The organism is Pseudomonas sp. NFX15 (assembly GCF_049132105.1).
Taxonomy (GTDB): Bacteria; Pseudomonadota; Gammaproteobacteria; order Pseudomonadales; family Pseudomonadaceae; genus Aquipseudomonas.
Genome location: NZ_JAFMPV010000043.1, coordinates 1 through 23598 on the forward strand (window position 1 = coordinate 1; position 23598 = coordinate 23598).

At 60.1% G+C, this 23598-nt stretch carries 24 protein-coding genes and 1 pseudogene; 13 read left to right on the plus strand and 12 right to left on the minus strand.

What is annotated here, in order from left to right:
• Window positions 1-378: 378 nt before the first annotated feature.
• Both rhtA and J1D76_RS26900 read left to right on the plus strand, forming a co-directional pair.
• The gene (gene rhtA / locus J1D76_RS26895) at window positions 379-1266 is read left to right on the plus strand and encodes a threonine/homoserine exporter RhtA (RefSeq protein WP_421141361.1); all 888 of its coding nucleotides are present in this window, start codon (window positions 379-381) and stop codon (window positions 1264-1266) included.
• 164 nt (window positions 1267-1430) lie between these two features.
• Window positions 1431-1712 carry a hypothetical protein gene (locus J1D76_RS26900; RefSeq protein WP_421141362.1) on the plus strand — a complete coding sequence of 94 codons (282 nt, stop codon included), beginning with the start codon at window positions 1431-1433 and terminating at the stop codon, window positions 1710-1712.
• A gap of 14 nt (window positions 1713-1726) precedes the next feature.
• Here the strand turns inward: J1D76_RS26900 and J1D76_RS26905 are convergent, their stop codons facing one another.
• On the minus strand, window positions 1727-2287 hold the full coding sequence (locus tag J1D76_RS26905; protein WP_421141364.1) for a TetR/AcrR family transcriptional regulator: 561 nt from the start codon (window positions 2285-2287) through the stop codon (window positions 1727-1729).
• 93 nt (window positions 2288-2380) lie between these two features.
• Here J1D76_RS26905 and J1D76_RS26910 point away from each other — a divergent pair, with 93 nt between their 5' ends.
• Both J1D76_RS26910 and J1D76_RS26915 read left to right on the plus strand, forming a co-directional pair.
• Window positions 2381-3109 carry an SDR family oxidoreductase gene (locus tag J1D76_RS26910; RefSeq protein WP_421141365.1) on the plus strand — a complete coding sequence of 243 codons (729 nt, stop codon included), beginning with the start codon at window positions 2381-2383 and terminating at the stop codon, window positions 3107-3109.
• A 34-nt stretch (window positions 3110-3143) separates the two neighbouring features.
• The gene (locus J1D76_RS26915; RefSeq protein ID WP_421141367.1) at window positions 3144-3734 is read left to right on the plus strand and encodes a 2-hydroxychromene-2-carboxylate isomerase; all 591 of its coding nucleotides are present in this window, start codon (window positions 3144-3146) and stop codon (window positions 3732-3734) included.
• Here the strand turns inward: J1D76_RS26915 and J1D76_RS26920 are convergent.
• The gene (locus J1D76_RS26920) at window positions 3731-4729 is read right to left on the minus strand and encodes a zinc-dependent alcohol dehydrogenase family protein (RefSeq protein ID WP_421141398.1); all 999 of its coding nucleotides are present in this window, start codon (window positions 4727-4729) and stop codon (window positions 3731-3733) included. The two genes, J1D76_RS26915 and J1D76_RS26920, sit on opposite strands and share 4 nt — an antisense overlap.
• Window positions 4730-4833: 104 nt before the next feature.
• Here J1D76_RS26920 and J1D76_RS26925 point away from each other — a divergent pair, with 104 nt between their 5' ends.
• The gene (locus J1D76_RS26925; protein ID WP_421141368.1) at window positions 4834-5751 is read left to right on the plus strand and encodes a LysR family transcriptional regulator; all 918 of its coding nucleotides are present in this window, start codon (window positions 4834-4836) and stop codon (window positions 5749-5751) included.
• On the opposite strand, the gene J1D76_RS26930 is transcribed toward J1D76_RS26925, so the two are convergent.
• The 4 genes from J1D76_RS26930 to J1D76_RS26945 form a co-directional block, all read right to left on the minus strand.
• Window positions 5744-7552: an aminopeptidase P family protein gene (locus J1D76_RS26930; protein WP_421141369.1), complete on the minus strand. Its 1809-nt coding sequence runs from the start codon at window positions 7550-7552 to the stop codon at window positions 5744-5746. The genes J1D76_RS26925 and J1D76_RS26930 overlap by 8 nt on opposite strands.
• 65 nt (window positions 7553-7617) lie before the next feature.
• Window positions 7618-8775: a cysteine desulfurase family protein gene (locus J1D76_RS26935; protein WP_421141371.1), complete on the minus strand. Its 1158-nt coding sequence runs from the start codon at window positions 8773-8775 to the stop codon at window positions 7618-7620.
• Window positions 8776-8981: 206 nt separating this feature from the next.
• On the minus strand, window positions 8982-9596 hold the full coding sequence (locus J1D76_RS26940; RefSeq protein ID WP_421141372.1) for a LysE family translocator: 615 nt from the start codon (window positions 9594-9596) through the stop codon (window positions 8982-8984).
• A gap of 102 nt (window positions 9597-9698) precedes the next feature.
• A complete protein-coding gene (locus J1D76_RS26945; RefSeq protein ID WP_421141373.1) occupies window positions 9699-9968 on the minus strand; it encodes a hypothetical protein in 270 nt (89 codons plus the stop codon).
• Window positions 9969-10197: 229 nt separating this feature from the next.
• On the opposite strand from J1D76_RS26945, the gene J1D76_RS26950 reads away from it, so the two are divergent.
• The 3 genes from J1D76_RS26950 to J1D76_RS26960 all read left to right on the plus strand — a co-directional run bounded on the left by J1D76_RS26950 (window position 10198) and on the right by J1D76_RS26960 (window position 11687).
• Window positions 10198-10656 (plus strand): VOC family protein, encoded by a 459-nt coding sequence (locus J1D76_RS26950; protein WP_421141374.1) that lies wholly within the window; start codon window positions 10198-10200, stop codon window positions 10654-10656.
• 318 nt (window positions 10657-10974) lie between these two features.
• The gene (locus J1D76_RS26955) at window positions 10975-11271 is read left to right on the plus strand and encodes an alpha/beta fold hydrolase (protein WP_421141399.1); all 297 of its coding nucleotides are present in this window, start codon (window positions 10975-10977) and stop codon (window positions 11269-11271) included.
• Window positions 11181-11687, plus strand: coding sequence for an alpha/beta fold hydrolase (locus J1D76_RS26960; RefSeq protein ID WP_421141375.1), 507 nt, complete (start codon window positions 11181-11183; stop codon window positions 11685-11687). Before J1D76_RS26955 ends, J1D76_RS26960 begins: the two co-directional genes overlap by 91 nt.
• Window positions 11688-11899: 212 nt before the next feature.
• On the opposite strand, the gene J1D76_RS26965 is transcribed toward J1D76_RS26960, so the two are convergent.
• Together J1D76_RS26965 and J1D76_RS26970 are read right to left on the minus strand one after the other, a co-directional pair.
• On the minus strand, window positions 11900-13225 hold the full coding sequence (locus J1D76_RS26965) for an ATP-binding protein (protein ID WP_421141376.1): 1326 nt from the start codon (window positions 13223-13225) through the stop codon (window positions 11900-11902).
• Window positions 13222-13902, minus strand: coding sequence for a response regulator (locus J1D76_RS26970; RefSeq protein WP_421141377.1), 681 nt, complete (start codon window positions 13900-13902; stop codon window positions 13222-13224). Before J1D76_RS26970 ends, J1D76_RS26965 begins: the two co-directional genes overlap by 4 nt.
• Window positions 13903-14192: 290 nt before the next feature.
• Here J1D76_RS26970 and J1D76_RS26975 point away from each other — a divergent pair, with 290 nt between their 5' ends.
• The 4 genes from J1D76_RS26975 to dsbG all read left to right on the plus strand — a co-directional run bounded on the left by J1D76_RS26975 (window position 14193) and on the right by dsbG (window position 18451).
• Complete coding sequence (locus tag J1D76_RS26975) at window positions 14193-14900, plus strand: hypothetical protein (protein WP_421141378.1); 708 nt, start codon at window positions 14193-14195, stop codon at window positions 14898-14900.
• A 217-nt stretch (window positions 14901-15117) separates the two neighbouring features.
• Window positions 15118-16854: a protein-disulfide reductase DsbD gene (gene dsbD, locus J1D76_RS26980; RefSeq protein ID WP_421141379.1), complete on the plus strand. Its 1737-nt coding sequence runs from the start codon at window positions 15118-15120 to the stop codon at window positions 16852-16854.
• A complete protein-coding gene (locus J1D76_RS26985; RefSeq protein WP_421141380.1) occupies window positions 16854-17708 on the plus strand; it encodes a prolipoprotein diacylglyceryl transferase family protein in 855 nt (284 codons plus the stop codon). The genes dsbD and J1D76_RS26985 overlap by 1 nt, the downstream gene beginning before the upstream one ends.
• On the plus strand, window positions 17684-18451 hold the full coding sequence (gene dsbG / locus J1D76_RS26990) for a thiol:disulfide interchange protein DsbG (protein ID WP_421141381.1): 768 nt from the start codon (window positions 17684-17686) through the stop codon (window positions 18449-18451). The genes J1D76_RS26985 and dsbG overlap by 25 nt, the downstream gene beginning before the upstream one ends.
• 147 nt (window positions 18452-18598) lie before the next feature.
• Here dsbG and J1D76_RS26995 read toward each other — a convergent pair whose 3' ends face one another.
• The 4 genes and pseudogenes from J1D76_RS26995 to J1D76_RS27010 all read right to left on the minus strand — a co-directional run bounded on the left by J1D76_RS26995 (window position 18599) and on the right by J1D76_RS27010 (window position 21609).
• Complete coding sequence (locus J1D76_RS26995) at window positions 18599-19411, minus strand: alpha/beta fold hydrolase (RefSeq protein ID WP_421141382.1); 813 nt, start codon at window positions 19409-19411, stop codon at window positions 18599-18601.
• Between the two features lie 348 nt (window positions 19412-19759).
• Window positions 19760-19961, minus strand: a pseudogene (locus J1D76_RS27000) (GNAT family N-acetyltransferase); the annotation flags it as partial.
• Window positions 19962-20071: 110 nt separating this feature from the next.
• On the minus strand, window positions 20072-20890 hold the full coding sequence (locus J1D76_RS27005) for a substrate-binding periplasmic protein (protein ID WP_421141383.1): 819 nt from the start codon (window positions 20888-20890) through the stop codon (window positions 20072-20074).
• Between the two features lie 92 nt (window positions 20891-20982).
• The gene (locus tag J1D76_RS27010) at window positions 20983-21609 is read right to left on the minus strand and encodes a TetR/AcrR family transcriptional regulator (RefSeq protein ID WP_421141384.1); all 627 of its coding nucleotides are present in this window, start codon (window positions 21607-21609) and stop codon (window positions 20983-20985) included.
• A gap of 179 nt (window positions 21610-21788) precedes the next feature.
• Here J1D76_RS27010 and J1D76_RS27015 point away from each other — a divergent pair, with 179 nt between their 5' ends.
• Window positions 21789-23591, plus strand: a complete 1803-nt coding sequence (locus J1D76_RS27015; protein WP_421141385.1) for an acyclic terpene utilization AtuA family protein — start codon at window positions 21789-21791, stop codon at window positions 23589-23591.
• The last annotated feature ends 7 nt before the right edge of the window (window positions 23592-23598 follow it).

Below are 23598 nucleotides of genomic sequence, written 5' to 3' on the forward strand. Positions count from 1 at the left end.
TTCAGAAGCTTTCAAGGATTTCCTTAACAACTTCAACCACTTGCGCCTCAGATCTCTCGTCAGCGGGAGGCGAATTCTACAGCGTTACACGCCGCTGTCAACACCTCTTTTTCAACGTCCTTTTGGCCTCGATGAACTGAAGCACCTACTGCCGAAAACTTCGTAACTCGTTGTTTACCAAGGAGTTTTCCGTTTCGACTGCGCCGGAAGTGGGGCGAATTATAGACATCTGAGATCTGCCGTCAACACCTATTTGGCTTTTCTTCCGAGATACGCAAAAACGCTGCTTATATATAGACGCGCCCAAAGGGAATGCGCAGTATATTGCCCAACAACCAGAAAAAAGCCCTTACTTCCTTCTTTGGACGATGCCTTGTAATGAATGATCAGCCGCGCAACCTGGCCTCAACTCTATTTTCGGTGGGACTGCTGCTCATCGCCATGGCCTCGATCCAGTCAGGTGCGTCCCTGGCCAAAAGCATGTTCTCGGTGGTTGGCCCCCAGGGGACAACAACCCTGCGGCTGATTTTCGCCAGCGTGATCATGATGTTGATACTGCGCCCATGGCGGGCGAAGCTCACTGCAAAATCCCTGCGTACGGTCATCGTCTACGGGATGGCATTGGGTGGCATGAACTTCCTCTTCTATATGTCATTGCAAACCGTACCCCTGGGTATCGCAGTAGCGCTTGAATTCACCGGTCCATTGGCCGTTGCAATCTATGCTTCGCGTCGCGCCATCGATTTTGTGTGGATCGCCTTGGCCGCCATCGGCTTACTGCTGCTGATTCCGATGGGAGCAGCGACAGCTGGAATTGATCTGGTTGGCGCAGGTTACGCCTTGGGTGCAGGGGTCTGCTGGGCACTGTACATTCTGTTCGGACAAAAGGCCGGGGCCGACAATGGCGTGCAGACCGCCGCGCTGGGCGTGATGATTGCTGCGCTGTTCGTAGCGCCTATCGGCATTGTCCATGCCGGCGCTGCTCTGCTGACGCCATCCTTGATCCCTGTAGCTCTTGGCGTGGCTGTCCTGTCAACAGCCCTTCCCTACACGCTGGAGATGGTCGCCTTGACCCGTATGCCGGCCAGGACATTCGGCACTTTGATGAGCATCGAGCCTGCCATCGGCGCGTTATCGGGGTTGCTGTTCCTTCACGAATACCTCTCGCTGTCACAGTGGATGGCAATCCTGTGCATCATCCTGGCTTCTGTGGGCGCAACCATGACCATGGGCAGCACTGCCACGCCAGCAGTAGCGGCAGATTGATAGCAACTATGACTCAGGTCTGGCATTTCTCGTTCATTTAGGCCATGTTTAGCCCCCTCCCGAGTCATGCCATGGACTTTTCAGATAGGGATATCGGTAAGTTTCAAGCAAAAGCGAATGCAGTCAGACCCGGACACTAGATCCGGGGACGCTAAAGGACAGTAATGAAACGAATGTTGATTCTGATCGCCGCGATTGCAATTGCAGGTTGCGCGGCGACATCACAGACACAGGTCAAGCACGGCAAGAAAGGGCTGCATATCAATTGTTCCGGTCTTTCGTCGTCCTGGGACAAGTGCTATGCCAGCGCCGCCAACTCCTGCGCACCGAAGGGATACAAGGTCATCGCCAAGTCCGGGGACGCCGTTGAAGAGCCCGGCGATTATCCGTTTGGCCTCAATCCTGCGGGTTATACCAGCCGCAGCATGATCGTCATCTGCAAATAGTCCAGGCCGTCGCGTCAGGTTCTCGGACTTGCGATCTGGCGGCCAATCTCCTCATAGCTGGACTTGAGCACTGTTCTCTGGATATCCGGAGTCGCCAACATCCGCGCGACCACCAGCGCACCAATACACTGCGACAGAATCGCCCACGCCAGGCTCTCGCTCTGCAGCACATTCGCCCAACTTTCCTGAAGCCGACAAATCCAGTGTTCCGCCTGCTGGCGGATTGTCACATTTGAACGGGCAATTTCTGCTCCCAACGCCGGCAACGCGCAACCGGTTTCCGGGTTCTCGACATGGGACATGCTCAGGTACAGCTTCAAGCAGCGTTCAAGCTTTTCTCGGTCCTGCCCTTCCCCCAATCGCCCCAGGCTTTGGCACAGCTCGCGCTCGACAATGGTGGCAAACAACTCGTCCTTCGACGAAAAATGGCTGTAGAAAGCGCCGCCACTCAAGCCGATCGCCTTCATCAAGCCGTCAACGCCCACGCTCGAAAAACCGGACTTCTTGGCCGATACCGCACTGCTTTCCAGCAGCCTTTGCTTGGTTTCCAGCTTGTGACTGGCCGAATAACGCATTGCCCTTCTCCCGAGGTTGAACACCCTTGACGCCTGTCGAATCGTAGCATAACGTTCGTTTAGTTAACGATCGTTTACCAAAGGGATCTGCCCATGAATAACAAGAAGGTCGTACTCGTCGTCGGTGCAGGTGATGCTACGGGTGGCGCCATTGCCAAACGTTTCGCACGGGAAGGTTTTGTCGCCTGTGTCACCCGCCGCAGCGCCGATAAACTCCAGCCACTGGTGGACGCCATCAAGGCCGAAGGCGGTGATGCCCACGGGTTTGCCTGCGACGCACGCAAAGAGGAAGACGTGATTGCGCTGGTCGAGCAGATCGAGAGCCAGATCGGCCCTATCGAGGCTTTCGTTTTCAACATAGGCGCCAACGTGCCGTGCAGCATTCTTGAAGAAACCGCACGCAAGTATTTCAAGATCTGGGAAATGGCCTGCTTTTCGGGCTTTCTCAATGCCCGAGAAGTCGCCAAGCGCATGGCCAAGCGTCAACGAGGCACGATTCTGTTTACCGGTGCCACCGCTGGCATGCGTGGTGCTGCCGGGTTCGCTGCATTCGCAGGCGCCAAGCACGGCATTCGTGCCTTGGCGCAAAGCATGGCCCGAGAGCTCGGCCCGATGAATATTCACGTTGCCCATGTGGTGGTCGATGGCGCCATCGATACCGATTTCATCCGCGAAACCTTCCCCGAAAAGTACGCGACCAAGGATGAAGATGGCATCCTCAATCCCGAACATATCGCCGAGAACTACTGGTACCTGCACAGCCAGCCCCGAGATGCCTGGACGTTTGAACTGGACCTTCGCCCCTGGAGCGAACGCTGGTAATCACCCCTAAAACAATAAGACGAGCGCCTTGAACATGAGCAAAACCGTGGAGTTCTACTTCGACCTCGGCAGCCCCGCTACCTATCTGGCCTACACCCAGCTGCCAAAGATATGCGCACAGACCGATGCCCGCCTGGCCTACATTCCGTTCCTGTTGGGCGGTGTATTCAAGGCCACCGGCAACGCCTCTCCAGCGACTGTTCCGGCCAAGGGCCGCTACATGTTTCAGGATCTGGACCGTTATGCCAAACGCTATGGCGTACCGTTGAAGTTCAACCCGCACTTCCCGATCAATACCCTGATGCTCATGCGCGCCGTGACCGGCATGCAGCTGCACCACCCTGAACGCTTCACCGCGTTCATCGACTGCCTGTTCACTGCCCTTTGGGTCGACGGTCGCAGCCTGGATGAACCGGCAACCGTCGCGGCCGTACTCAGCGAAAACGGTTTCGACCCATACGCCGTGCTGGCCCTGACCGCCGATGAAGCCGTCAAAGCCGCCCTCAAGGACAACACCGAAAAAGCCGTGCAACGCGGGGTGTTCGGAGCGCCGAGCATGTTCGTCGACAACCAGTTGTACTTTGGCCAGGATCGACTGGACTTCGTACTCGAGGCCCTGAGTTAAATCTCGACCACCAGCCGCCCCTTTGCCCCGCCCGACAACAGCAGCTCATGGGCGGCTTCCGCAGTTTGCAAAGTGAACGTGTGCGGGTCAAGCAAAGGCACAAGCTTGTCCGCCTCGATCAACCCCGCCGCCTGCTGCAAAATGTCGCCGTGATGTTCACGCCCCTGGCCAGTCAACAGTGGCAGCAAGGTGAACACCCCCGAGTAAGTCGCCCCGCGAAAAGACAGCGGAGCGAGGCTGTGCTGCCCCCAGCCAAGGCAGCTGAGCACATGCCCGTGATACATCCGGGCGGCCTTGAACGATGCGTCCAGTGTTTCTCCGCCCACGGTGTCGTAGACAATATCGAAGCCCTCACCCGCCGTATGGGCCGCTACATAGTCTTCGACTGAAAACTTGCGGTAATCAATGAACGTCGCACCCAGCCTTTCGATGATCGATTGTTGTCCCGCCGAGCCGGTGGCATAAACATCGGCACCAAAAGCACGGGCAACCTGCACCGCCACATGCCCGACGCCGCCAGCACCGCCATGGATCAACACCTTCTGCCCCGCCCGCACTCGCGCCCGGTCCACCAGCCCCTCCCAAGCGGTGATCAGCACCAACGGCAGCCCGGCCGCTTCACGCATGCTCAAATTGTGCGGTTTACGTGCCAGCAACCGGGCATCGACTGCCGCGTATTCGGCCAATGAACCTTGTGCACCGCCGATGCCGGTGGCCATGGCGTAAACCTCATCCCCTGGCTGCCAACCATTGACGCCTTCTCCCAATGCCTCCACGGTACCAGCCAGATCCATTCCCAACACCGCTGGCAACGGTTGATTCGCATGGGCCGCCTGCCCGGACCGGATTTTGCCATCAAGCGGATTCACGCCGCTGGCCTTGATCCTGATTAATACCTGCCCCGCCTGTGCCACGGGCCGCACCATGGAAACCAAGCGTAACGGTGCATTGGCCGAGTCGACCATCAGCGCGCGCATATTCAGTGAGTCAGTCATTTCGCCAAATCCCATCAGAAGTGAATGTAGGGCCAATCTTGCCCTCCCCTACTCATGCCGATAAGACGCCTTATCGCTATAGTGATCATTCCGATACGGCATCAATGAGCAACCTCGTGGACAAATTCAATGCAATGGCGATTTTCGTGCGGGTAGTCGAACGCGGCAGTTTTTCCGCGGTTGCCCGGGAAATGCAGACTAGCCAGCCAACCATCAGTAAAGTGCTGCAGGCGCTGGAGTCGCAATTGGGAGGAAAGCTGATTGCCCGCAGCACCCGCAAGTTATCCCTGACCGACGAAGGGCTGCGCTATTACAACGAATGCCGAACCATACTCGCCGCTGTCGACGCGGCCGAACACAGCTTCCAGTCTGGCCGGGAAAGGGTCGCCGGCCCGCTGAAAATCGGCTCATCCGTCAGCTTCGGCCGGATGCAGATCGCCCCTCGTTTACCGGACTTCCTCAATCACTACCCCGGCATACAAATCGACCTGCAACTGAGTGACCAAAACCAGGACCTGGTCAGCGAAGGCCTGGACGTCACCTTCCGCATCGGCAAGCTCAACGACAGCGGCTTGATCGCACGCCGTGTCGGCACGACCCATCGGGTAACGGTCGCCTCACCTGACTACCTCAGGCAAAACGGTGAACCGATGGCGCCAAAGGACTTGGGTAACCACAACTGCCTGATGTTCAACTTGCTGAACAGCCAGAACCTGTGGGCGTACACAAAAGAGGCCCAGCGCTACGAAGTACGGATCAAGGGCAATGCACAGAGCAATAACTCCGAGGCGATCCGCGAGCTGGTACTGGGGGGATTGGGAATTGCGTTGTCACCCGTATGGCTGTTCAGCGAAGACCTGATCGCTGGCCGGGTGACAGCGATTTTGCAGGATTACGAGACATTGTCACTGCCGATTCATGCCGTATCCCCGGCGAATCGTCGCCAATCCGCCAGGGTCAAAGCCTTTGTCGACTATATGGCCCGGGCGCTGGAAAACGCGCCCGAGCTGCACATCAGATAGCCGCCGTACGGGTATTGAGCCACTCCAGCGCGGCGCCTTCGACCAACGGGCTCAGGCGCTCGCGGACTTCGACGTGATAGGCGTTGAACCACTGCTTTTCTTCCTCGGACAGCAGTGAGGTTTCCAGGCAGCGTGTATCGATCGGGCACAGGGTCAGGGTTTCGAACTTCAGGAACTCGCCGAATTCGCTTTTGCCTGCCTCACGGTTCATCGCCAGGTTTTCGATACGCACGCCCCAACGACCCGGACGATAGGTGCCCGGCTCGATGGAAGTGATCATGCCCGGTTGCATCGCGGTTTGCGGTGCAGGGGCAGCCTGATAGGCGATGACTTGCGGACCTTCGTGAACATTCAGGAAGTAACCAACGCCATGACCTGTGCCGTGACCGTAGTCGACACTTTCTGCCCAGATCGGAGCGCGCGCGATGGCGTCGAGCAGCGGTGACAGAATGCCTTTCGGAAAGTGAGCCCGGGACAGGGCAATCACACCCTTGAGCACGCGGGTGCAATCGCGTTTTTGCTCATCGGTCGGTGTACCGACTGCAACCATCCGCGTGATGTCGGTGGTGCCGCCCAGGTACTGGCCGCCGGAGTCGATCAGCAACAGGCCGTCACCTTCGATCACCGCGTGCTCTTCTTCGGTGGCGTGGTAATGCGGCATGGCGCCATTGGCGTTGAACGCGGCGATGGTATTGAAACTCAGCGACACATAATCCGGACGACGCTCACGAGCAGCGGTGAGTTTTTCGTCGATGGTCAGCTCGGTGATGCGCTCGCGGCCCAGCGCCGAGTCCAGCCAGGCGAAGAATTCGCACAGTGCGGCGCCGTCCTGTTCCATGGCCTGGCGGATGTGTTCGGCATCGGCCAGGCTTTTTTGCGATTTGGCCAGGGTGGTCGGGTTCAGGCCTTCGATCAGCTTCACCCCGCTGTCGAGGTTGTCGAGCAAACCCGCTGTGACCCGCGCCGGGTCGACTTGCAGGCTCGCGCCGCTCGGCACAGCGCGCAGTGCGGCGGCGACTTCGCTGTAATCGCGCAAGGTCACGCCGTCCAGTTCGAGCACGGCGCGCAACTCAGCGCTGACTTTGCTCAAGGCGACAAACAGCGTGGCCTGTTGCTGATTGATCAAGGCGAAGGAAACGAACACCGGGTTAAACGACACGTCGCCGCCACGCAAGTTGAACAGCCAGGCGATGTCATCGAGGGTGGCGATGAAATGCCAGTCGGCCCCCCGCGCCTTGAGGGTTTCACGCAGCTTGGCGAGTTTCTCGCCACGGCTGACGGTGGCCTGCGGTGGCAAGTGCTGATAGATCGGCTCGTTCGGCAGGCTTGGGCGGTCGCTCCAGACGCTGTTCAACAGGTCGATGTCGGTACGCAGACGGGCGCCGCGTTCCTCCAGTTTGTTGCCCAGGGTCCGAGCCGAGGCCACGGCCATGACCGCGCCATCGACGGCCACCACGCCACCCTCGGGGATTTGCTCGGCCAGCCATTCCAGAGGCCCGGTTTGGCCCGGTTGCAGCTTGACCAGATCAATGCCGCTGCCCTTGAGTTCCTTGGTCGCCTGCTCCCAGTAACGGCTGTCGGCCCAGACCCCGGCAAAATCCGGGGTGACGATCAGCGTGCCGACCGACCCATGGAAACCCGACAACCACTGGCGCCCTTGCCAATAGCCCGGCAGGTACTCGGACAGGTGGGGGTCGGCCGACGGCACCAGCAAGGCGTGAATGCCCTCCCGGCTCATCAGTTCGCGGGTTTGCGCCAGGCGCTGGGGCACCGATCCATTGATCGAAAGCTGCGTATTCATCGTGTCTCCTGCTAATCACTTGTTCATTGTTGTTGAGCGCCGATCAACGCCGGCGCTTCTTCGCCTTACTGCCAGAATGCCGGAGCACTGGCGCACGCTGCCTTGATCAGATGAACCGCCTGGTCGATGTCTTGCTCGGTGGTGAAACGTCCGAGGCTCAAGCGGATGGTGCGGCCGGCCGAACGGGCGTCATGCCCCAGGGCCAGCAATACATGCGAGGGCGCATTGCTCGCGGAATTGCAGGCCGAGGTCGCGGAAAACGCGATCGATGCCAGCAATGCTGTCGAGTTGAACTCGCCTTCGTTGAACGTCAGGCTCAGGGTGTGGGGAATGCGTCGGGTCGGGCTGCCATTGAGGCGAACGCCGGGGATGCCCAGCAATGGCTCGAGCAGACGTTCTCTCAAGCGCTCGATGACGGCTTTCTCTTCCTCGAACGCAGCGGCGGCCAATGCGAATGCCGCGCCCATGGCGACGATCTGATGGGTCGCCAGGGTGCCGGAACGTAGGCCACCCTCATGCCCGCCGCCGTGAATCTGCGCCTGCAAGCGCTGCTCTGCACGCGGTCCGACGTACAACGCGCCGATGCCTTTGGGGCCGTAGAGTTTGTGCGCGGAAAACGACATCAGGTCCACGGGCCATTGGCCGAGGTCGATCGCCACTTTGCCCGCGCCCTGGGCGGCATCGACATGGAACAACGCCCCGCTATCGCGCACGATCTGACCGATCGCGGGAATGTCGTTGAGGGTGCCCAGTTCGTTGTTGACCAGCATCAGCGACACCAGGAAGGTGTCGTGGCGCATGGCCTCGCTGACCGCTTGCGCCGAAATCAGGCCCTCGGCGTCCGGCTCCAGGTATGTCACCGCGACACCGGCATCCTGCAGTTGCCGTGCGGTATCGAGAATCGCCTTATGCTCGATCTGGCTCGTGATGATATGGCCACCGCCCGTGCCGCGGGCCTGTGCCACACCCTTGAGTGCGAGGTTATTGGATTCGGTGGCGCCGGAGGTCCAGATGATCTGGGCGGGCGTTGCGCCGACCAGTTCGGCGACTTGGCGTCGCGCTTGCTCAACCACTTGTCGGGCCTGCTGGCCGAAGGCGTGGGAGCTGGAGGCCGGGTTGCCGAAGTTGCCGGTAAAGCCCAGACACTCGACCATCACCTTGATGACCCGCTCATCCATCGGCGTGGTGGCGGCGTAATCGAAATACAACGGACGTTTATTCATAAAAGACTCGCAGAGCGTGTTCCGGGATCAGGAGGCTCGTGACTGCAAACGGCAAAGCGCAGCCTCGTGAGCTGCGCGCGGTTTTCAGAACGTTACCAATACCTGATCGGATGCCGTTAAAGAAGGACTACTTCATTTAAAAGTGCGTAGGAACGCTCCTGAAAAGTCAGCTTAACAGGCATCGGGCAAACGGAAGAAGCGCTGCGTCAGCTAAAGCTTTCGAGCAACAGCGGATACAGCGAAACCACCAGCAGCGTTGCCATGCCCCAATTGAACAGGCGCAGCCAGCGCGGGTCCTTGAGCACGTTGCGCAACAGCGTGCCGCAGCCGACCCAGAGGCCAACGCTCGGCAGGTTGATGATGGCGAATACGGCGGCAATGACGATGACGTTGGTGAAGTAGCCCTGCATGGGCGTATAGGTGCTGATGGCACCGATGGCCATGATCCAGGCCTTGGGGTTGACCCACTGGAACGCGGCGGCACCCAGGTAGCTGATCGGCTTGGCTTCGCCCTGCACGCTGTCGGACACCGGCCCGGAATGGGCGATTTTCCACGCCAGGTAGAGCAGATACGCGGCGCCGGCATAGCGCAGTACGCTGTAGAGCAAAGGATAGGTCTTGAACACCGCGCCCAGGCCGAAACCCACGGCCACCACGAGCACAAAAAAGCCACAGGTCACGCCGAGCATGTGCGGAATGGTGCGGTTGAAGCCGAAGTTCACGCCGGATGCCAGCAACATGGTGTTGTTCGGGCCGGGCGTGATTGAGGTGACGAGGGCAAACAGGGCGAACCCCAGCAACAGGTCGAGTGAGAGTGTCATGGGTGGCAGTCCATCGGGGGTCAGTCAGGCATTGACCCTACCGCACACCCTGGGCGAAACCCACGGACAGTTGCGTGAAACTTGTAGCGGTACAGTTTTGCCTCAGCTCGGACGACCGTGAAGCTGGACAGATCGCCCGGCGTTCATTTCGCCCTGGTTGTCGAAGTTGAACGACTTTCGCGGCTGGCCGAGCAGTTCGGCTTTTTTCGCGTGGTATTCGTCGAACGACAGCCCCCGACGATTCAGTGACTCCAGCGCCAGTTCCTTGCTTTCTTCAGCCGTGTAAGGTCGAAGCTCTGGCGAAACGTGGCTGGCACATCCGGCAAGTACGCAGATAGCGAGCATCAGCAAGGTGGCAATCATCGGTTTCATTTTGAGCGTCCTGGCAACTGGGTTCGGGTCAATGAACACAGGCTACCCGCGCCTCCCGCGCAGCAGAAATCAACGCTTTCAATAGTGGCTATCAGGAGATTTCAAGCATGGCGCAAGGCACTGCTGCTCGTCGGCCGCTCGGTACAGCTCGGACGGCTGAGCTATATTTAATCAGCCGTTCAACAGCATTGGCACCGTCTATTCACAACAAGAACAGGGAGATCCCATCATGAGCGTCAAACCCATTCCCGAGGGATATCACAGCGTCACCCCCTACCTGGGCATCCAGAAAGCGGCCGAAGCCATCGACTTCTACAAGAAAGCCTTCGGCGCCATCGAAGTCATGCGCCTGGCCATGCCCGACGGAGGTGTCGGCCACGCCGAACTGCGCATCGGCGACTGCCCGATCATGCTCGGCACACCGTGCGATCAAGGGCCACTGAGCAATCCCGACCATTCGCCGTCGGTGGGTCTGCATTTGTATGTGACAGATGTCGACAAATCCTACAAGCAGGCCATCGATGCCGGCGCGACGGTGGTGTCCGAGGTCAAGGATCAGTTCTATGGTGACCGTTCGGGCACTTTGAAGGATCCCTACGGGCACCTGTGGTTCCTGGCCACGCGCAAGGAAGACCTGACGCAGGAACAGATCGAGCAACGGGCGAAGGAGATGTTTGCCCAGGGTTGATATCTTCGGTGCTGGAGCGGGCCGCTTCGCGAGCAGGCTCGCTCCTACAAGGGGGCGTTTGTCTGTGAGCACCCCGTTGCACACGTTCATGAACAATCGCACCACATTTTGCGCCTTGCTCTTGGCGTTCGGGGATTTCAGGATGGCGGCAATCACTACAGGGAGTCACCCCATGTTCGCCGGATTGCGCAAAGACCAGCGCCACGTCAACGGTGTGGACATCGCCTACCGCATTGGGGGTAAAGGCCCCGGCCTGTTGTTGCTGCACGGTCCATCTGGCACAAGGTCGCCGAGCAACTGGCCGACCACTTCACCGTGGTGGCCGCCGACCTGCGCGGGTATGGCGACAGCGGCAAGCCGCCGGCCGATGATCACCATGCCAATTATTCAAAACGGGAAATGGCCCGGGACGGCGTCGAGTTGATGAAGTCCTTGGGGTTCCCACAGTTTTCAATCCTCGCCCACGACCGCGGCCCCGGGTCGCCCATCGCCTGGCCCTCGATCACCCCGATAACGTGCAACGCATGCTGCTGCTCGATATCGCCCCGACCCTGTCGATGTATGCGCAGACCAACGAGGCCTTTGCCCGTGCCTATTGGCACTGGTTCTTCCTGATTCGTCCGGCACCGCTGCCGGAAACCCTGATCGAGGCCGATCCGCAAGCCTATCTGCGCAGTGTCATGGGCAGCCGCAGCGCCGGTCTCAAGCCGTTTACCGATGAAGCCTTCGGCGAATACCTGCGCTGCCTGGAACAACCGGGGGCCGCGCGCGGCATCTGCGAAGACTATCGCGCCAGCGCCAGCATCGACCTGGACCACGACCGCGCCGATATTGAAGCTGGCCGTCGGCTGGACCTGCCATTGCTGGTGCTGTGGGGGGCCGAAGGCACGGTCGGGCGCTGTTTCGAGCCGCTCAAGGAATGGCAAAAGGTGGCCACCAATGTACGCGGCAAGGCCTTGCCTGCCGGTCATTACATCGCCGAGGAAGTTCCCGAACGGTTGCTCACCGAGGCGCTCGACTTCCTGCGCTGATCGTTCGACCCCGCGCCGGACTCACCGTGCACGGGTTGCTTCGCCCTCTCTCGCTCTCCTGGATTTAGACGTTCAAGCGGCTTTGTTGGCAGGCACCGCAAAACCCTGTAGGAGCGGGCTTGCCCGCGAAGGCGGCCTGACAGTCAATATGAATGTCGAATGTGCTGGCCTCTTCGCGGGCAAGCCCGCTCCTACAAGGGTTTGTAATGTTTTCAGGCCGGTCGCAACGGCATCGTCAACTCGACCCGCAAGCCGTCCGGCCGGCTGTCGAAATGCAGCGTGCAATCGCAACGCTGAACGATGGCCTGGACAATCGCCAGCCCCAGACCGCAACCGGTGCTCTGGCCGTTGCGCCAGAAACGTTGGGTCAGGTGTTGCAGGTCTTCTTCGGCAATTCCCGGCCCATGGTCGCGCACCACGAACTGCACCCGGTTGTCGCGGGTTTCCAGGCTCAGCTCGACGGCTTTGTCGGCGGGTGTGTGGCGCAACGCGTTGTCGAGCAAATTGCGCAGCGCGGCAATCGACAACACCGCGGGCATCTGCACCGGTGCGCCAGAGACCTTGCCCGGCGCCTGAAACCTGATGCGCTGGCGGTCGCCGCTCGCCGCGTCCTGGATCGCCAGTTTCGCGACTTGCTCGGCGTTGCATTGCACACCGTCGTCAAACGAAAGGCTGCCCTCGACGCGTGCCAGCAACAGCAATTGCTCGAGGGTCCGGTGCATGCGGTCCGCGCCCTCTTCGGCCCGGGCCAGGGACTGGTCCCGGGCGTTGCCGTCGGTCATGCGCGCCACTTGCAGGTGGGTCTTGATCGCGGTCAGCGGGCTGCGCAGTTCGTGGGCGGCATCGCCGGTAAGGCGACGTTCGCGCTCGATGGTCTTGCCGATGCGCTGGAGCAACTGGTTCTGGGTTTCCAGCAAGGGTTGCAACTCGCTGGGCAGCGGCTGGATCTGCAAGGGTTCGAGGGAGTCGGCACTGCGGCGCATCAAGGCGTCGCGCATGCGGTTGAGCGGCGCCAGCCCCTGGCCGATGCCCAGCCACAGCAGACACAGACAACCAAGCAGCGCCACGCCCACCGGCACCGAAGCGGCCAGCAGGATCGACATGTTCAACGCCTCGCGTTCGATCTGCCGGTCGGCGGTGGTGATGCGCAGGTCGCCGCGTGCCAAGGTGAAGCTGCGCCACGGCGCGCCGTCGATCATCTGGTCATGAAAACCAAGCTTCTCGGCCTCCAGGGTCTGCTGCGGATCCGTGTGGCTGCGGGCAAGGATTTCACCGCGCAACGAGCTGACCTGACAGGCCATGCCGCCCGGAATGTTCAGTTGCTCGGCGCTGAAATGGGTGCCCTCGCCCTTGCTCGGCACGGGTGGCAGTTGCTCCATCAGGCCGGCGACCATGCGCGCCGAGGCCACCAGTCGCTGGTCGAGCGAGAACATCATTTGATTGCGCAGGTCGCTGAGCATCCAGGCCGCGGCCAGGGCCCAGATCAGGGCAAATGCGGCGCCGAGCGTCAGGCTCAGGCGCAAACGCAGACTCATCACTTGGTTTCTTCTCCGCCATCAGCGGGGCCCAGGCGATAGCCCAGGCCGCGCACGGTCTCGACAATGCCGTTGCCGAGCTTGCGCCGCAGGTGATGGATATGGACGTTGAGGGCGTTGCTTTCCAGTTCGTCGTTGAAACCGTAGACGCTGTCCTTGAGTTGTTCAGTGGACAGCACCCGGCCACGGTTATGCAGCAAGGCTTGCAGCAGCGACTGCTCTCGGCGCGACAGATCCACCGGTTGACCGGCGAGCATGGTTTCGCGGCTACTCGGGTCGTACGTCAGGGCACCGTGTTCGATCAGGTTGACGCTGCGCCCCGCTACCCGCCGCAACAGCGTATGCAGGCGCGCCGCAAGTTCTCGCAGGTCGAAGGGTTTAAGCAGGTAATCGTCGGCGCCGGCTTGCAGGCCGTCGACGCGGTCGGTGACCGAGTCCCGTGCCGTGAGGATCAGCACTGGCAGCTCCAGTCCCTGATGACGCAATTGCTGCAACAGCTTGAGGCCATCTTCGTCCGGCAGGCCGAGGTCGAGCACCATCACGTCGAACGCCGCGACCTTGAGCATTGCCCGGGCGGCGGACGCCGTGGCGACGTGTTCCACGGTCAGGCCCTGGGCGGTCAGGCCGGCGACGATGCCGCTGGCGATCAGCTCATCGTCTTCGCAAACCAGTACGTGCATGTGGAACTCCGTGGCAGGAAAGCGCCAGTCAAGCAATAGAGGATTAAGGCTTAATTATGGCAAGCCAACGGGTGGACGCAAAGAACTCGTTTATGCATGACTAACCTGCTTTTAAAGACAGGTTGCAACTTTTAAAACATTCAACAAAATTTGCCTCTCTCCAAGAAACACAAACAGCGAAACAATCCCCAACAAAAACGCAATGCCAATACTCCCCGATAGCGATAACCTTTAATCGCCGCCTGCACAATCATTCAAAAATCATGAACAACTTACAAGGAATCAAAACCATGAAAGAGCTTAAAAATTTTGTTGCCGTAGACTGGCGCTCAAAAAAAGACAAGTGCTTCTTCTTCTTCAAAGACACCAATACCTACTCTCGATATGACAACCACGAAGACAGCGTTCCAGACGGATACCCGGTGCAAGTGACTGGTGATAACTGGGGGGAATTCCATCCTCATGTAAAAAATTTGCGCTTCGGATTTGCCACCACCCGAATCGTAGGCGATAACAGGTTCGGCTGGGACACTGATATTCTCTGGCTGTTCTACTATGACCAAAAGACACCCATGGTTTGTGAGTATGACCAGGATTCAGATAGTGTCGTCAGCTTCAAGCGTGTCGCAGATTCGATATGGAGCATGCTCCTACCGCATTTCGACAAAATCATCACCGGCACTTGTTGGCAGACGCCTTTCAAAGTAACCGGAAAATATATATTCAAATTCCTGTTAACCAATGATCAATATTTGCACCTCGACTGGCAAAGCAAAAAACTTCATATAGATGAAATCAACGAAGAAACGTGGCCCGGACTTGCTCCGTACACAAATGACATCATTACCGCCGTGCAAATTGATGCTGACCTCACAGACAGCCACCTATTTATCTTCCTAAGTTCGAATCTATACTTGAAATACAATATTGATAAGAATTACTTACAGGTGGGACCACGATATGTCGGCAGTAACTGGGCAGGTCTAATGCACGACTGATAGGGCTCGCGGCCTGTGGCCTCAGACCTGTCGATCCTCATTCTGCGGGCATCCAACCGAGTGGCTGACACGCCACGGCCCGGCTCGCCAAACAAGCGAACTTTCATCGAGGCCCTTCCCTTGGCAGGGGCCTCGTTTGCTCCTCCGCTCCGTTTAATCATCGGTTAATCGCCATCCGCCACTGTGCACCTCATTAGCACAGGGCCAAGGCTTATCCATGCGTCGTCTTTTTTTACTGTTTACCCTCTTGATCGCAGGCCTGGCCCAGGCGGCCAGCAATCCGTTCGACACAAAACCGGAGTTTCTGCCGGTTGATAAAGCCTTCACGTTTACCTCAGAACGCCTGGAATCCGGTGAAACCCAGCTCTATTGGCAGATCACCGACGGTTATTACCTGTACCAGAAACGCTTGAAGTTCGACGGCTTGCCGGTCGGGCAGCATCCCGCGCTGCCGGAAGGTGAAGCCCACAGCGACGAGTTTTTTGGTGAGCAACAGGTCTACCGTCAGGGACTTGAACTGAAGATTGCGGCCGGCGCCAGCGGCCAGGTCAAGGTCAGTTACCAGGGCTGCGCCGATGCCGGTTTGTGTTATCCGCCACAGACCAAAGTCGTGGACCTGGGCAATGCAAGTGCGCTGACCACAGCCAACGAGGCACCCGACCAGGCGCTGGCCAGTAGCCTGCAACAAAGGGCGCTGGGCTGGAGTCTGCTGGTGTTTTTCGGCCTGGGCCTGTTGCTGGCCTTCACCCCTTGTTCATTACCGATGCTGCCGATCCTGGCCGGGTTGATCGTCGGCAGTGGTGCCAAGCCTAAACGCGGTTTTGCCTTGGCCACCAGTTATGTGGTCAGCATGGCGCTGGTGTACGCGGCGATGGGTGTACTGGCGGCCTCGCTCGGGGCCAACCTGCAAGCCTGGTTGCAGAACCCTTGGCTGCTGGGCAGTTTCGCGGCGGTTTTCGTGTTGCTCGCGCTGCCGATGTTCGGCTTCTTCGAACTGCAATTGCCTGTGGCCGTGCGTGATCGGTTGGAAAACGTCTCGCGCAATCAACGCGGCGGCAGCTTGATTGGCGCGGGTGTGTTGGGGGCCTTGTCCGGTCTGCTGGTCGGCCCGTGCATGACCGCGCCACTGGCCGGCGCACTGCTCTATATCGCGCAGAGCGGCAATGCCTTGCATGGTGGCTTGATCCTGTTTGCCATGGGCATCGGCATCGGTGTGCCACTGCTGTTGCTGGTGACGGTCGGCAATCGCTTCATGCCCAAACCCGGCGCCTGGATGAACCTGGTCAAAGGCATCTTCGGCTTCCTGTTCCTGGCGACCGCGTTGCTGATGCTGCGCCCGGTGCTCGACGAATCGCTGTGGGTCGGCCTGTGTGGCGCGCTGCTGTTGATCGCCGCCTACAGCGCCTGGAAACAGTCGGAAGGTTTCGGTCGCATTGCACACCTGTTCGGCGCCAGCTCAATCCTGCTCGGTTTGTGGGGTGGCTTGCTGGTGATCGGTGCGGCCGGGGGCAGCGATGATCCATTCAAGCCGTTGCAGGTGTTCCGTGCTTCGAGCCAGTCAGTGGCCGCCGTACCGCTGGGTCATGACGCTTTCACCACCGTCAATGACCCGCAGGCTCTGCAACGTGAACTCGATGCGGCGCAGGCTCAAGGCCAGTGGGTGCTGCTGGACTACTACGCCGATTGGTGCGTGTCGTGCAAGGTCATGGAAAAACAGGTGTTCGGCAAAGCCAACGTCATGCAAGCGCTGAGCGACGTGCGCTTGCTGCGCCTGGACGTGACCGCCGACAATGCCGCCAGCCGCGAACTGCTCGGCCGTTACAAAGTGCCAGGGCCACCGAGTCTGCTATGGATTGGCGCTGACGGCGTTGAACGGCGCAGCCAGCGCATCACTGGCGAGGTCGATGCGGACACTTTCCTGCAACGCTGGACCACCACCCGAGACGCCCGTTAATGCTGACCTTTACCCTCGGCACCTTTGCCATTGCGCTCAATCACCTGCTGTTGATCAGTGCGCTCGCGCTGGCGACGTTTGTCGGCTGGCGGGTGGCCAAGCGCGGCGGCGATAACCCCGAGTCGGCACTGTTCAGCCTGTTTCTGTTAGGCATGCTGGTTGCCCGAGTCAGTTTCGTGGCGGTCTATTGGGCGCACTATCGCAACGATCCGTGGCAAGTGATCGACCTGCGCGATGGCGGCTTCCTCGCCTGGCCGGGGGTGATTGCGGTGCTGCTGGCCACGTTGTATCGCGGCTGGCGTCGCCCGGGATTGCGTCGACCGCTGGGCGCGGGCGTGGCCAGCGGCCTGGCGTTCTGGCTGCTGGCGACGTTCTCCCTGTCGATTTATGAACAAGGCACGCGCCTGCCGGACATCACCCTGCGCAATGCCGCCGGCGAAACCGTGCAATTGACCGACTACAAGGGCGGTCCACTGGTGATCAACCTCTGGGCCACCTGGTGTCCGCCGTGCCGCCGGGAAATGCCGGTGCTGGAAAACGCCCAGCAAGTCCGCTCGGACCTGACATTCCTGTTCATCAATCAGGCGGAAAGCATGCAAAGCGTCGCGACCTTCCTGGAAACCCAGGGCCTGAGCCTGTCCAACGTGTTGTTCGACGGCGGCGGACGACTGGGCCAGGCGGTCGGCTCGATGGCCTTGCCGACGACGCTGTTCTACAGCCCCGACGGTCAACTGCTGGGCAGCCACCTGGGTGAATTGTCGGAAGCCAGCCTGGCCCGCGCCCTGGAAAATTTCGACACCGTACCCGCCTCTTCTTCAAGGAAACTGCCATGCCCCGCCTCCGCCACCTGTTGACCCTGAGCCTCGGTGCCGCCCTGTTGCATCTGCCCTCGGTGCAGGCTGAAGAGTTGCCCGCTGCGATCAAGAAAATCGAGGCCAAGGGCGCGAAAATCGTCGGCCAGTTCGACGCCCCCGACGGCTTGCGCGGTTATGCCGCGCAATACCAGGGCCGTGGCATGGCGCTGTACCTGACCCCGGACAGCAAACACGTGTTGCTCGGCAACCTGTACGATGCCGAGGGCAATGACCTGAGCAGCGCGCCCTTGCAGAAACTGGTGTACGCGCCGATGGCCAAGGAAGTCTGGGCCAAGTTCGAGACCAGCAACTGGATCGGCGACGGCAAGAAGGACGCACCGCGCGTGGTGTACCTGTTCAGCGACCCGAACTGCCCGTACTGCAACATGTTCTGGGAACAGGCGCGGCCATGGGTCAAGGCCGGCAAGGTGCAGTTGCGCCACATCATGGTCGGCATCATCCGCGAAGACAGCCCGGGGAAGTCCGCGGCACTGCTGGCCGCCAAGGACCCGGAAAAAGCCCTGCGCGATCACGAAGCCGCTGGCAAGGAGAGTTCGCTCAAGGCCCTCAAGGAAGTGCCGCCCGCCGTCCAGGCGAAACTCGCGGCCAACATGCAATTGATGGAAGAGCTGGAATTGCAGGCAACGCCGGCGATTTTCTACATGGACGACAAGGGTGAACTGCAACAACAGCAAGGCGCACCGTCGCCGGACAAATTGGCGAAGATTCTCGGGCCTAAGTAAACAGTTCGCCGTCGGATTCTCGGTGTTAATGCTGACGCCATCGCGGGCAAGCCCGCTCCCACTGGACGCTATGGTGCCCACAAAATATGTGTTCACCCCCTTCCCTTGTGGGAGCGGGCTTGCCCGCGATGAGGCCAGAACAACTGGCTAACTTCTGTCTGCCAGGAATGCCAGCAGGGTTTGGGTCACAAACCCGGGATTCTCCAGATTGGAAATATGCCCAGCCTCCGGCACCAGCACACACGGGCAGCCAATCAATTGCGCCATATCACGGGCTTCGCTCGGTGGCCGCGGCTTGTCCTGATCGCCGCACATCACCAGTGTGGACGCCGCATCCAGTTCGCCCAGACGCGGCAACAGATCATCACGACCAAATGTAATCCGCCCCATCGGCACGATGCTTTCGCGCAGTCGTTCAGGCGATAACGCCGCGAGTTTCCCGCGAAAATCCTGATACAGCGCCGACTGCGGATCGATGCCCGGACGGAAGAAAATCGGCACCACGATGTCCAGCAATGCCGGCGAAATCGTGCCGCTGTCTTCGATCTGCTTGAACAGGGAGAAGTAGTACTGGCGCGTCGGCTCCGGTTCGACGCCGACGTAGGTGTCCATCAACACCAGGCCATTGAGCCGTTCCTCCGCTGACAATGCCAGGCGCACGCCCCACATGCCGCCAACCGACAGGCCGACCAGCGTCACCCGTTCGATATCCAGATGATCGAGTAGCGCCATGGCCTGGTGCGCAATGTCATCCAGCGATGTGGTACTGGCCGGCAACGGCCCGGATTGGCCGTGCCCCCACAAGTCCAGGGCAATCACCCGATATTGTTGCGATAGCGCGGCAATCTGCGGCGCCCACATGGCTTGGTCCCACAGATAACTGCCGGCCAGCAACACCGCCGGGCCGGTGCCTTGATCGAGGTAGTGCAGGGCTTGTCCGTCTATCGTTACGAAGGGCATCGACTGTCTCCACGGGAAAAATTTAACCGGAAGACTGAGTGGCAGACGGATCGCCGTCAATCGCGAGAATGTATGCGTTTGTATAGCCGCGACCGCGAGCAAGGTGATCTCGCTGGGCTGGGCTTGGATATGAGCCAAACCCGCTGGAGCTGGAAATCCATTCCGTCTTGAATCGCCCCTGCCGGCTGGCCTCCATAAATAATTGCCAGCCGGCACTGCGCCGCTATCTCAGCTTCACACCCCCTCCAGCTCCGCCATCAGGTCATTCAACCGATCCACCTTCTCTTCGGTCATCTGGCTCGCCGCCAGGCCCTCGATATACCCGGCCGTTCCTCCACCGTGCTGCCCATGCACCAGCGCCGATAACCAGCTCGCCACCGTGTGCGGACCGCGGTCATTTTTTTCGCCCACCAGCATGTAAATGCCACGGTCGTAATCCCCGGCCCCGGAGACCGGCACGATGCGATCTTGCTTGGCCCAGTAGCCTTCGAAGTACGCGAACCGGCTGATCGCCGAAACCGCCGATCAGGGTCAGCGTATGCCGGTCGGCAGCAGCAAGGCAGTCAGGTCATTCAGATGGGGCAAAGGTCGGGCTCACGATAATCGTCGACAGTTCAACGAGGTGACGTGAGCCACGGCAGGAAATTTAGGCAAGGACCGTCAATTGGCGATTGTCGGCACCGGTTCACTGTGCGGGACCGGCACCACGGCAATCTTGTACGGCTCGAAAATCTTCAACATCTGGCCGTTGTCCCGCAAGCCTTGCAGCAACTTGCCGAAGGCTTCGCCACTGATCGGTGCGGCCGGCCGCAGAATCGCGTAGTGGTGATAGATCTGGTCGATACGTTCCGACACCAGCAACTGCCCGGCGACCTGTTCGTTGCGCAACAGGTAATCCGTCAGGTAGGAGCGCGTGACCAAGGCAATGTCGGCTCGCCCGCGCAGCACCATCAGCAAATTGCTGTCATGGGAATAGGTCAGCGAGGCATTGAAGTTTTTCGCCAGGTACTGCGGCTCGGCATTGAAGTTGGCGAACTCGTAGTGATACCCGCTGAACAGCGCCAGGCGCTTGCCGTTCAGGTCGGCAAAATAACGTTGCTGCCGATCGGGCTGGCGTTGCGCGACAAAGATCTCGGCGTCCTCAAGGCCCATGTCGACGGCCGTATGGGGCAAATCCTCCCAACCCCAGGCGGGGTTCTCGAAGATCGCCATGTCGATCCGGCCCTGCTTGAAGTCGCCGAAGCGCCGGGGAATGGATGTCGGCACCAGGACAAACTGGTAATCCGTTTGCGCCGCGTTCAGCGCCTCGACCAATTGTGGCAGCAACCCGGTATCAGCCCCGGACTCCGGCCGCACGGTGTAGGGCGGAAAATGCGCGGCACCGATGCGCACCAGCTGTGCGGCCTGGGATGGCAATATCGTCAACGCCGCCAGCGTCGCCAGCAAAAGCCGCGAGGCGGTCCGAATTGGCAAACCCATCAAAACAACCCCACTCCCAGTAAAACAACGTCCATGCCTTGAAGCTAGGCGGTTTCGTCCACTTAGCCAGCTTCAGGCCGGCTCAAATACGCTTATTGCCGCTCTTCCAGCACCAGGATCACGGCCTCATCGGCCAATTGATCGAGGCCCATGCTGCCATCGGCGCGAAACCAGGTGGTGGTCCAGGACAATGCACCGGTCAGGAACCTGCGGGTGATGAACACATCGCCGCGGATGAGCCCGGCAATCTTGGCTTCGCCCAGCACTTGCAGCCAGATGTCTTCGTAGATGTCGCGCAGCGCCAGGACCTTGGCCTGGCCTTCATCGGACAGCGAGCGCCATTCGTAGACCAGCACCGCCATGGCCTCGCCACTGCCGCCCATGATCGACTGCAACTCGCAACGGATCAGCGCCAGTACTCGCTCGCGCACAGTGCCGGCCTCGGCGATGGCCGCCCGCATCAGCGCGGTGTTGTAGCGAATGGTCTCCTCCATCACCGCCCGCAGGATTTCATCCTTGCTTTTGAAGTGATGGAAAATACTTCCGGACTGAATGCCCACGGCGCCGGCCAGGTCGCGCACGGTGGTGCGTTCATAGCCTTTATTGCGAAACAGGTGGGCTGCCACTTGCAGCAGCTTGCCCCGGGCGCTGTCCGGGTCGGTCAATTGGCCGCTGTCCACCAATTGGCGCATGACCTTCAGGGCTTTTTGCTCGTCCACCCGTTCTCTCCTACAGTCGATCAATCGATAACGCCGATGCCCCCCGAAAACAGCGGGGTTGCGCGGGCAATTTAAGCGCATGGGTGCAACCAAGCAAGCGCTTGGCAGAAGATAATCCAGCCCATTTACAAACCAAGCGCTTGCTTGGTAATGTCGACGCACTTTGGTGGGAGGTGGCTATGGAACGGACTGCACCAAGAACAATTCGCATCGGCTGTGCCAGCGCCTTCTGGGGCGATACCTCGACCGCCGCCGCGCAACTGGTGGAACGCGGGCAACTCGATTACCTGGTGTTCGATTACCTGGCCGAGATCACCCTGTCGATCATGGCCGGCGCCCGGATGAAAGATCCCCAGGCCGGATATGCCGGCGACTTCATCGAAGTCCTCGCGCCGTTGCTGCCGCAACTGGCGCAACACAACATCCGCGTTATCAGCAACGCCGGCGGGGTCAATCCCCAAGCCTGCGCCGCCGCCCTGCAAGCGGCCTGCGACAAGGCCGGTGTCGACCTGAAGATCGCCGTGCTGCTGGGCGATGACCTGCAACCGCAATTCAAACAACTGGGCCAAATGGGCATTCACGAAATGTTCAGCGGCGCGCCCCTGCCCCCGATGTGCGTCTCGACCAATGCCTACCTCGGTGCACCGGGCATCGTCGAAGCCCTGCGCCTGGGGGCGGACATCGTGATCACCGGGCGCGTGGTCGACAGCGCGGTGGTCAGCGCCGCGTTGGTGCATGAATTCGGCTGGTCGTGGCAACACTACGACAAGCTCGCACAAGCGGCATTGGCCGGGCACATCATCGAATGCGGCGCCCAGTGCACCGGTGGCAATTTCACCGATTGGCGCGATGTACCCGACTATGAGCACATTGGTTTTCCGATCGTCGAAGTCAGTGCCGACAGTCAGTTCATCGTCAGCAAGCCCGAAGGCACCGGCGGGCTGGTCACGCCGCTGACCGTGGGCGAGCAGATGCTGTATGAAATCGGCGACCCGCGCGCCTACCTGCTGCCCGATGTGGTGTGCGACTTTACCCAGGTCAAGCTGCATCAGCAGGGTAAAAACGCGGTACACGTGCACGGTGCCAAAGGCCTGCCGCCGACCGCGCAATACAAGGTCAGCGCCACCTACCCTGACGGTTTTCGTTGCACCGCCAGTTGCCTGATCGCCGGTATCGATGCCGTCGACAAGGCCCGACGCGTCAGCCAGGCCATCATCGACAAGACCTCGGAGATGTTCAGCCTGCGCGGCTGGGCGCCCTACCGCGAAGTGAGCATCGAACTGCTCGGCAGCGAGGCCACCTACGGACCCCACGGTCAGCGCCAGGACAGTCGCGAAGTGGTGATCAAACTCGCCGTGCGCCATCCGAACAAACAGGCCTTGATTGTGTTCTCCCGGGAAATTGCCCAGGCCGCCACCGGCATGGCACCGGGGCTGACCGGGATTGTCGGCGGCCGGCCGACGGTATATCCGCTGATCCGGCTGTTCTCGTTCCTCATCGACAAAACAGCCTGCACGCTGGAAATTGATTTCAGTGGCCAGCGCCATCCCTGCGCCCTGCCGGCCCTCGATCTGCTCGACCCGCTGGACCTGCCGACCCCGCACACACCACCGAAACCGGTTGGCCTGGCCGACGCCAGCGTGGCGCTGGTCAAACTGGCGGTGGCCCGTTCCGGCGACAAGGGCAATCACAGCAACATCGGCGTCATGGCCCGCGACTCCGAATACCTGCCATGGATCGCCGAAGCCCTGACTCCGGAAGTGCTCGTCGACTGGATGGGCCACGTCCTCGACCCGGTTCACGGGCGGGTCGAACGCTGGTACCTGCCCGCGAGCCATAGCCTGAATTTCCTGCTGGAAAACGCCCTCGGCGGCGGCGGTGTCGCCAGCCTGCGCATCGACCCGCAAGGCAAGGCATTCGCCCAGCAGTTGCTGGAAATCCAGATTCCGGTGCCGCAGCGCATTGCCGAACAGTTCAACTAGAGGATTG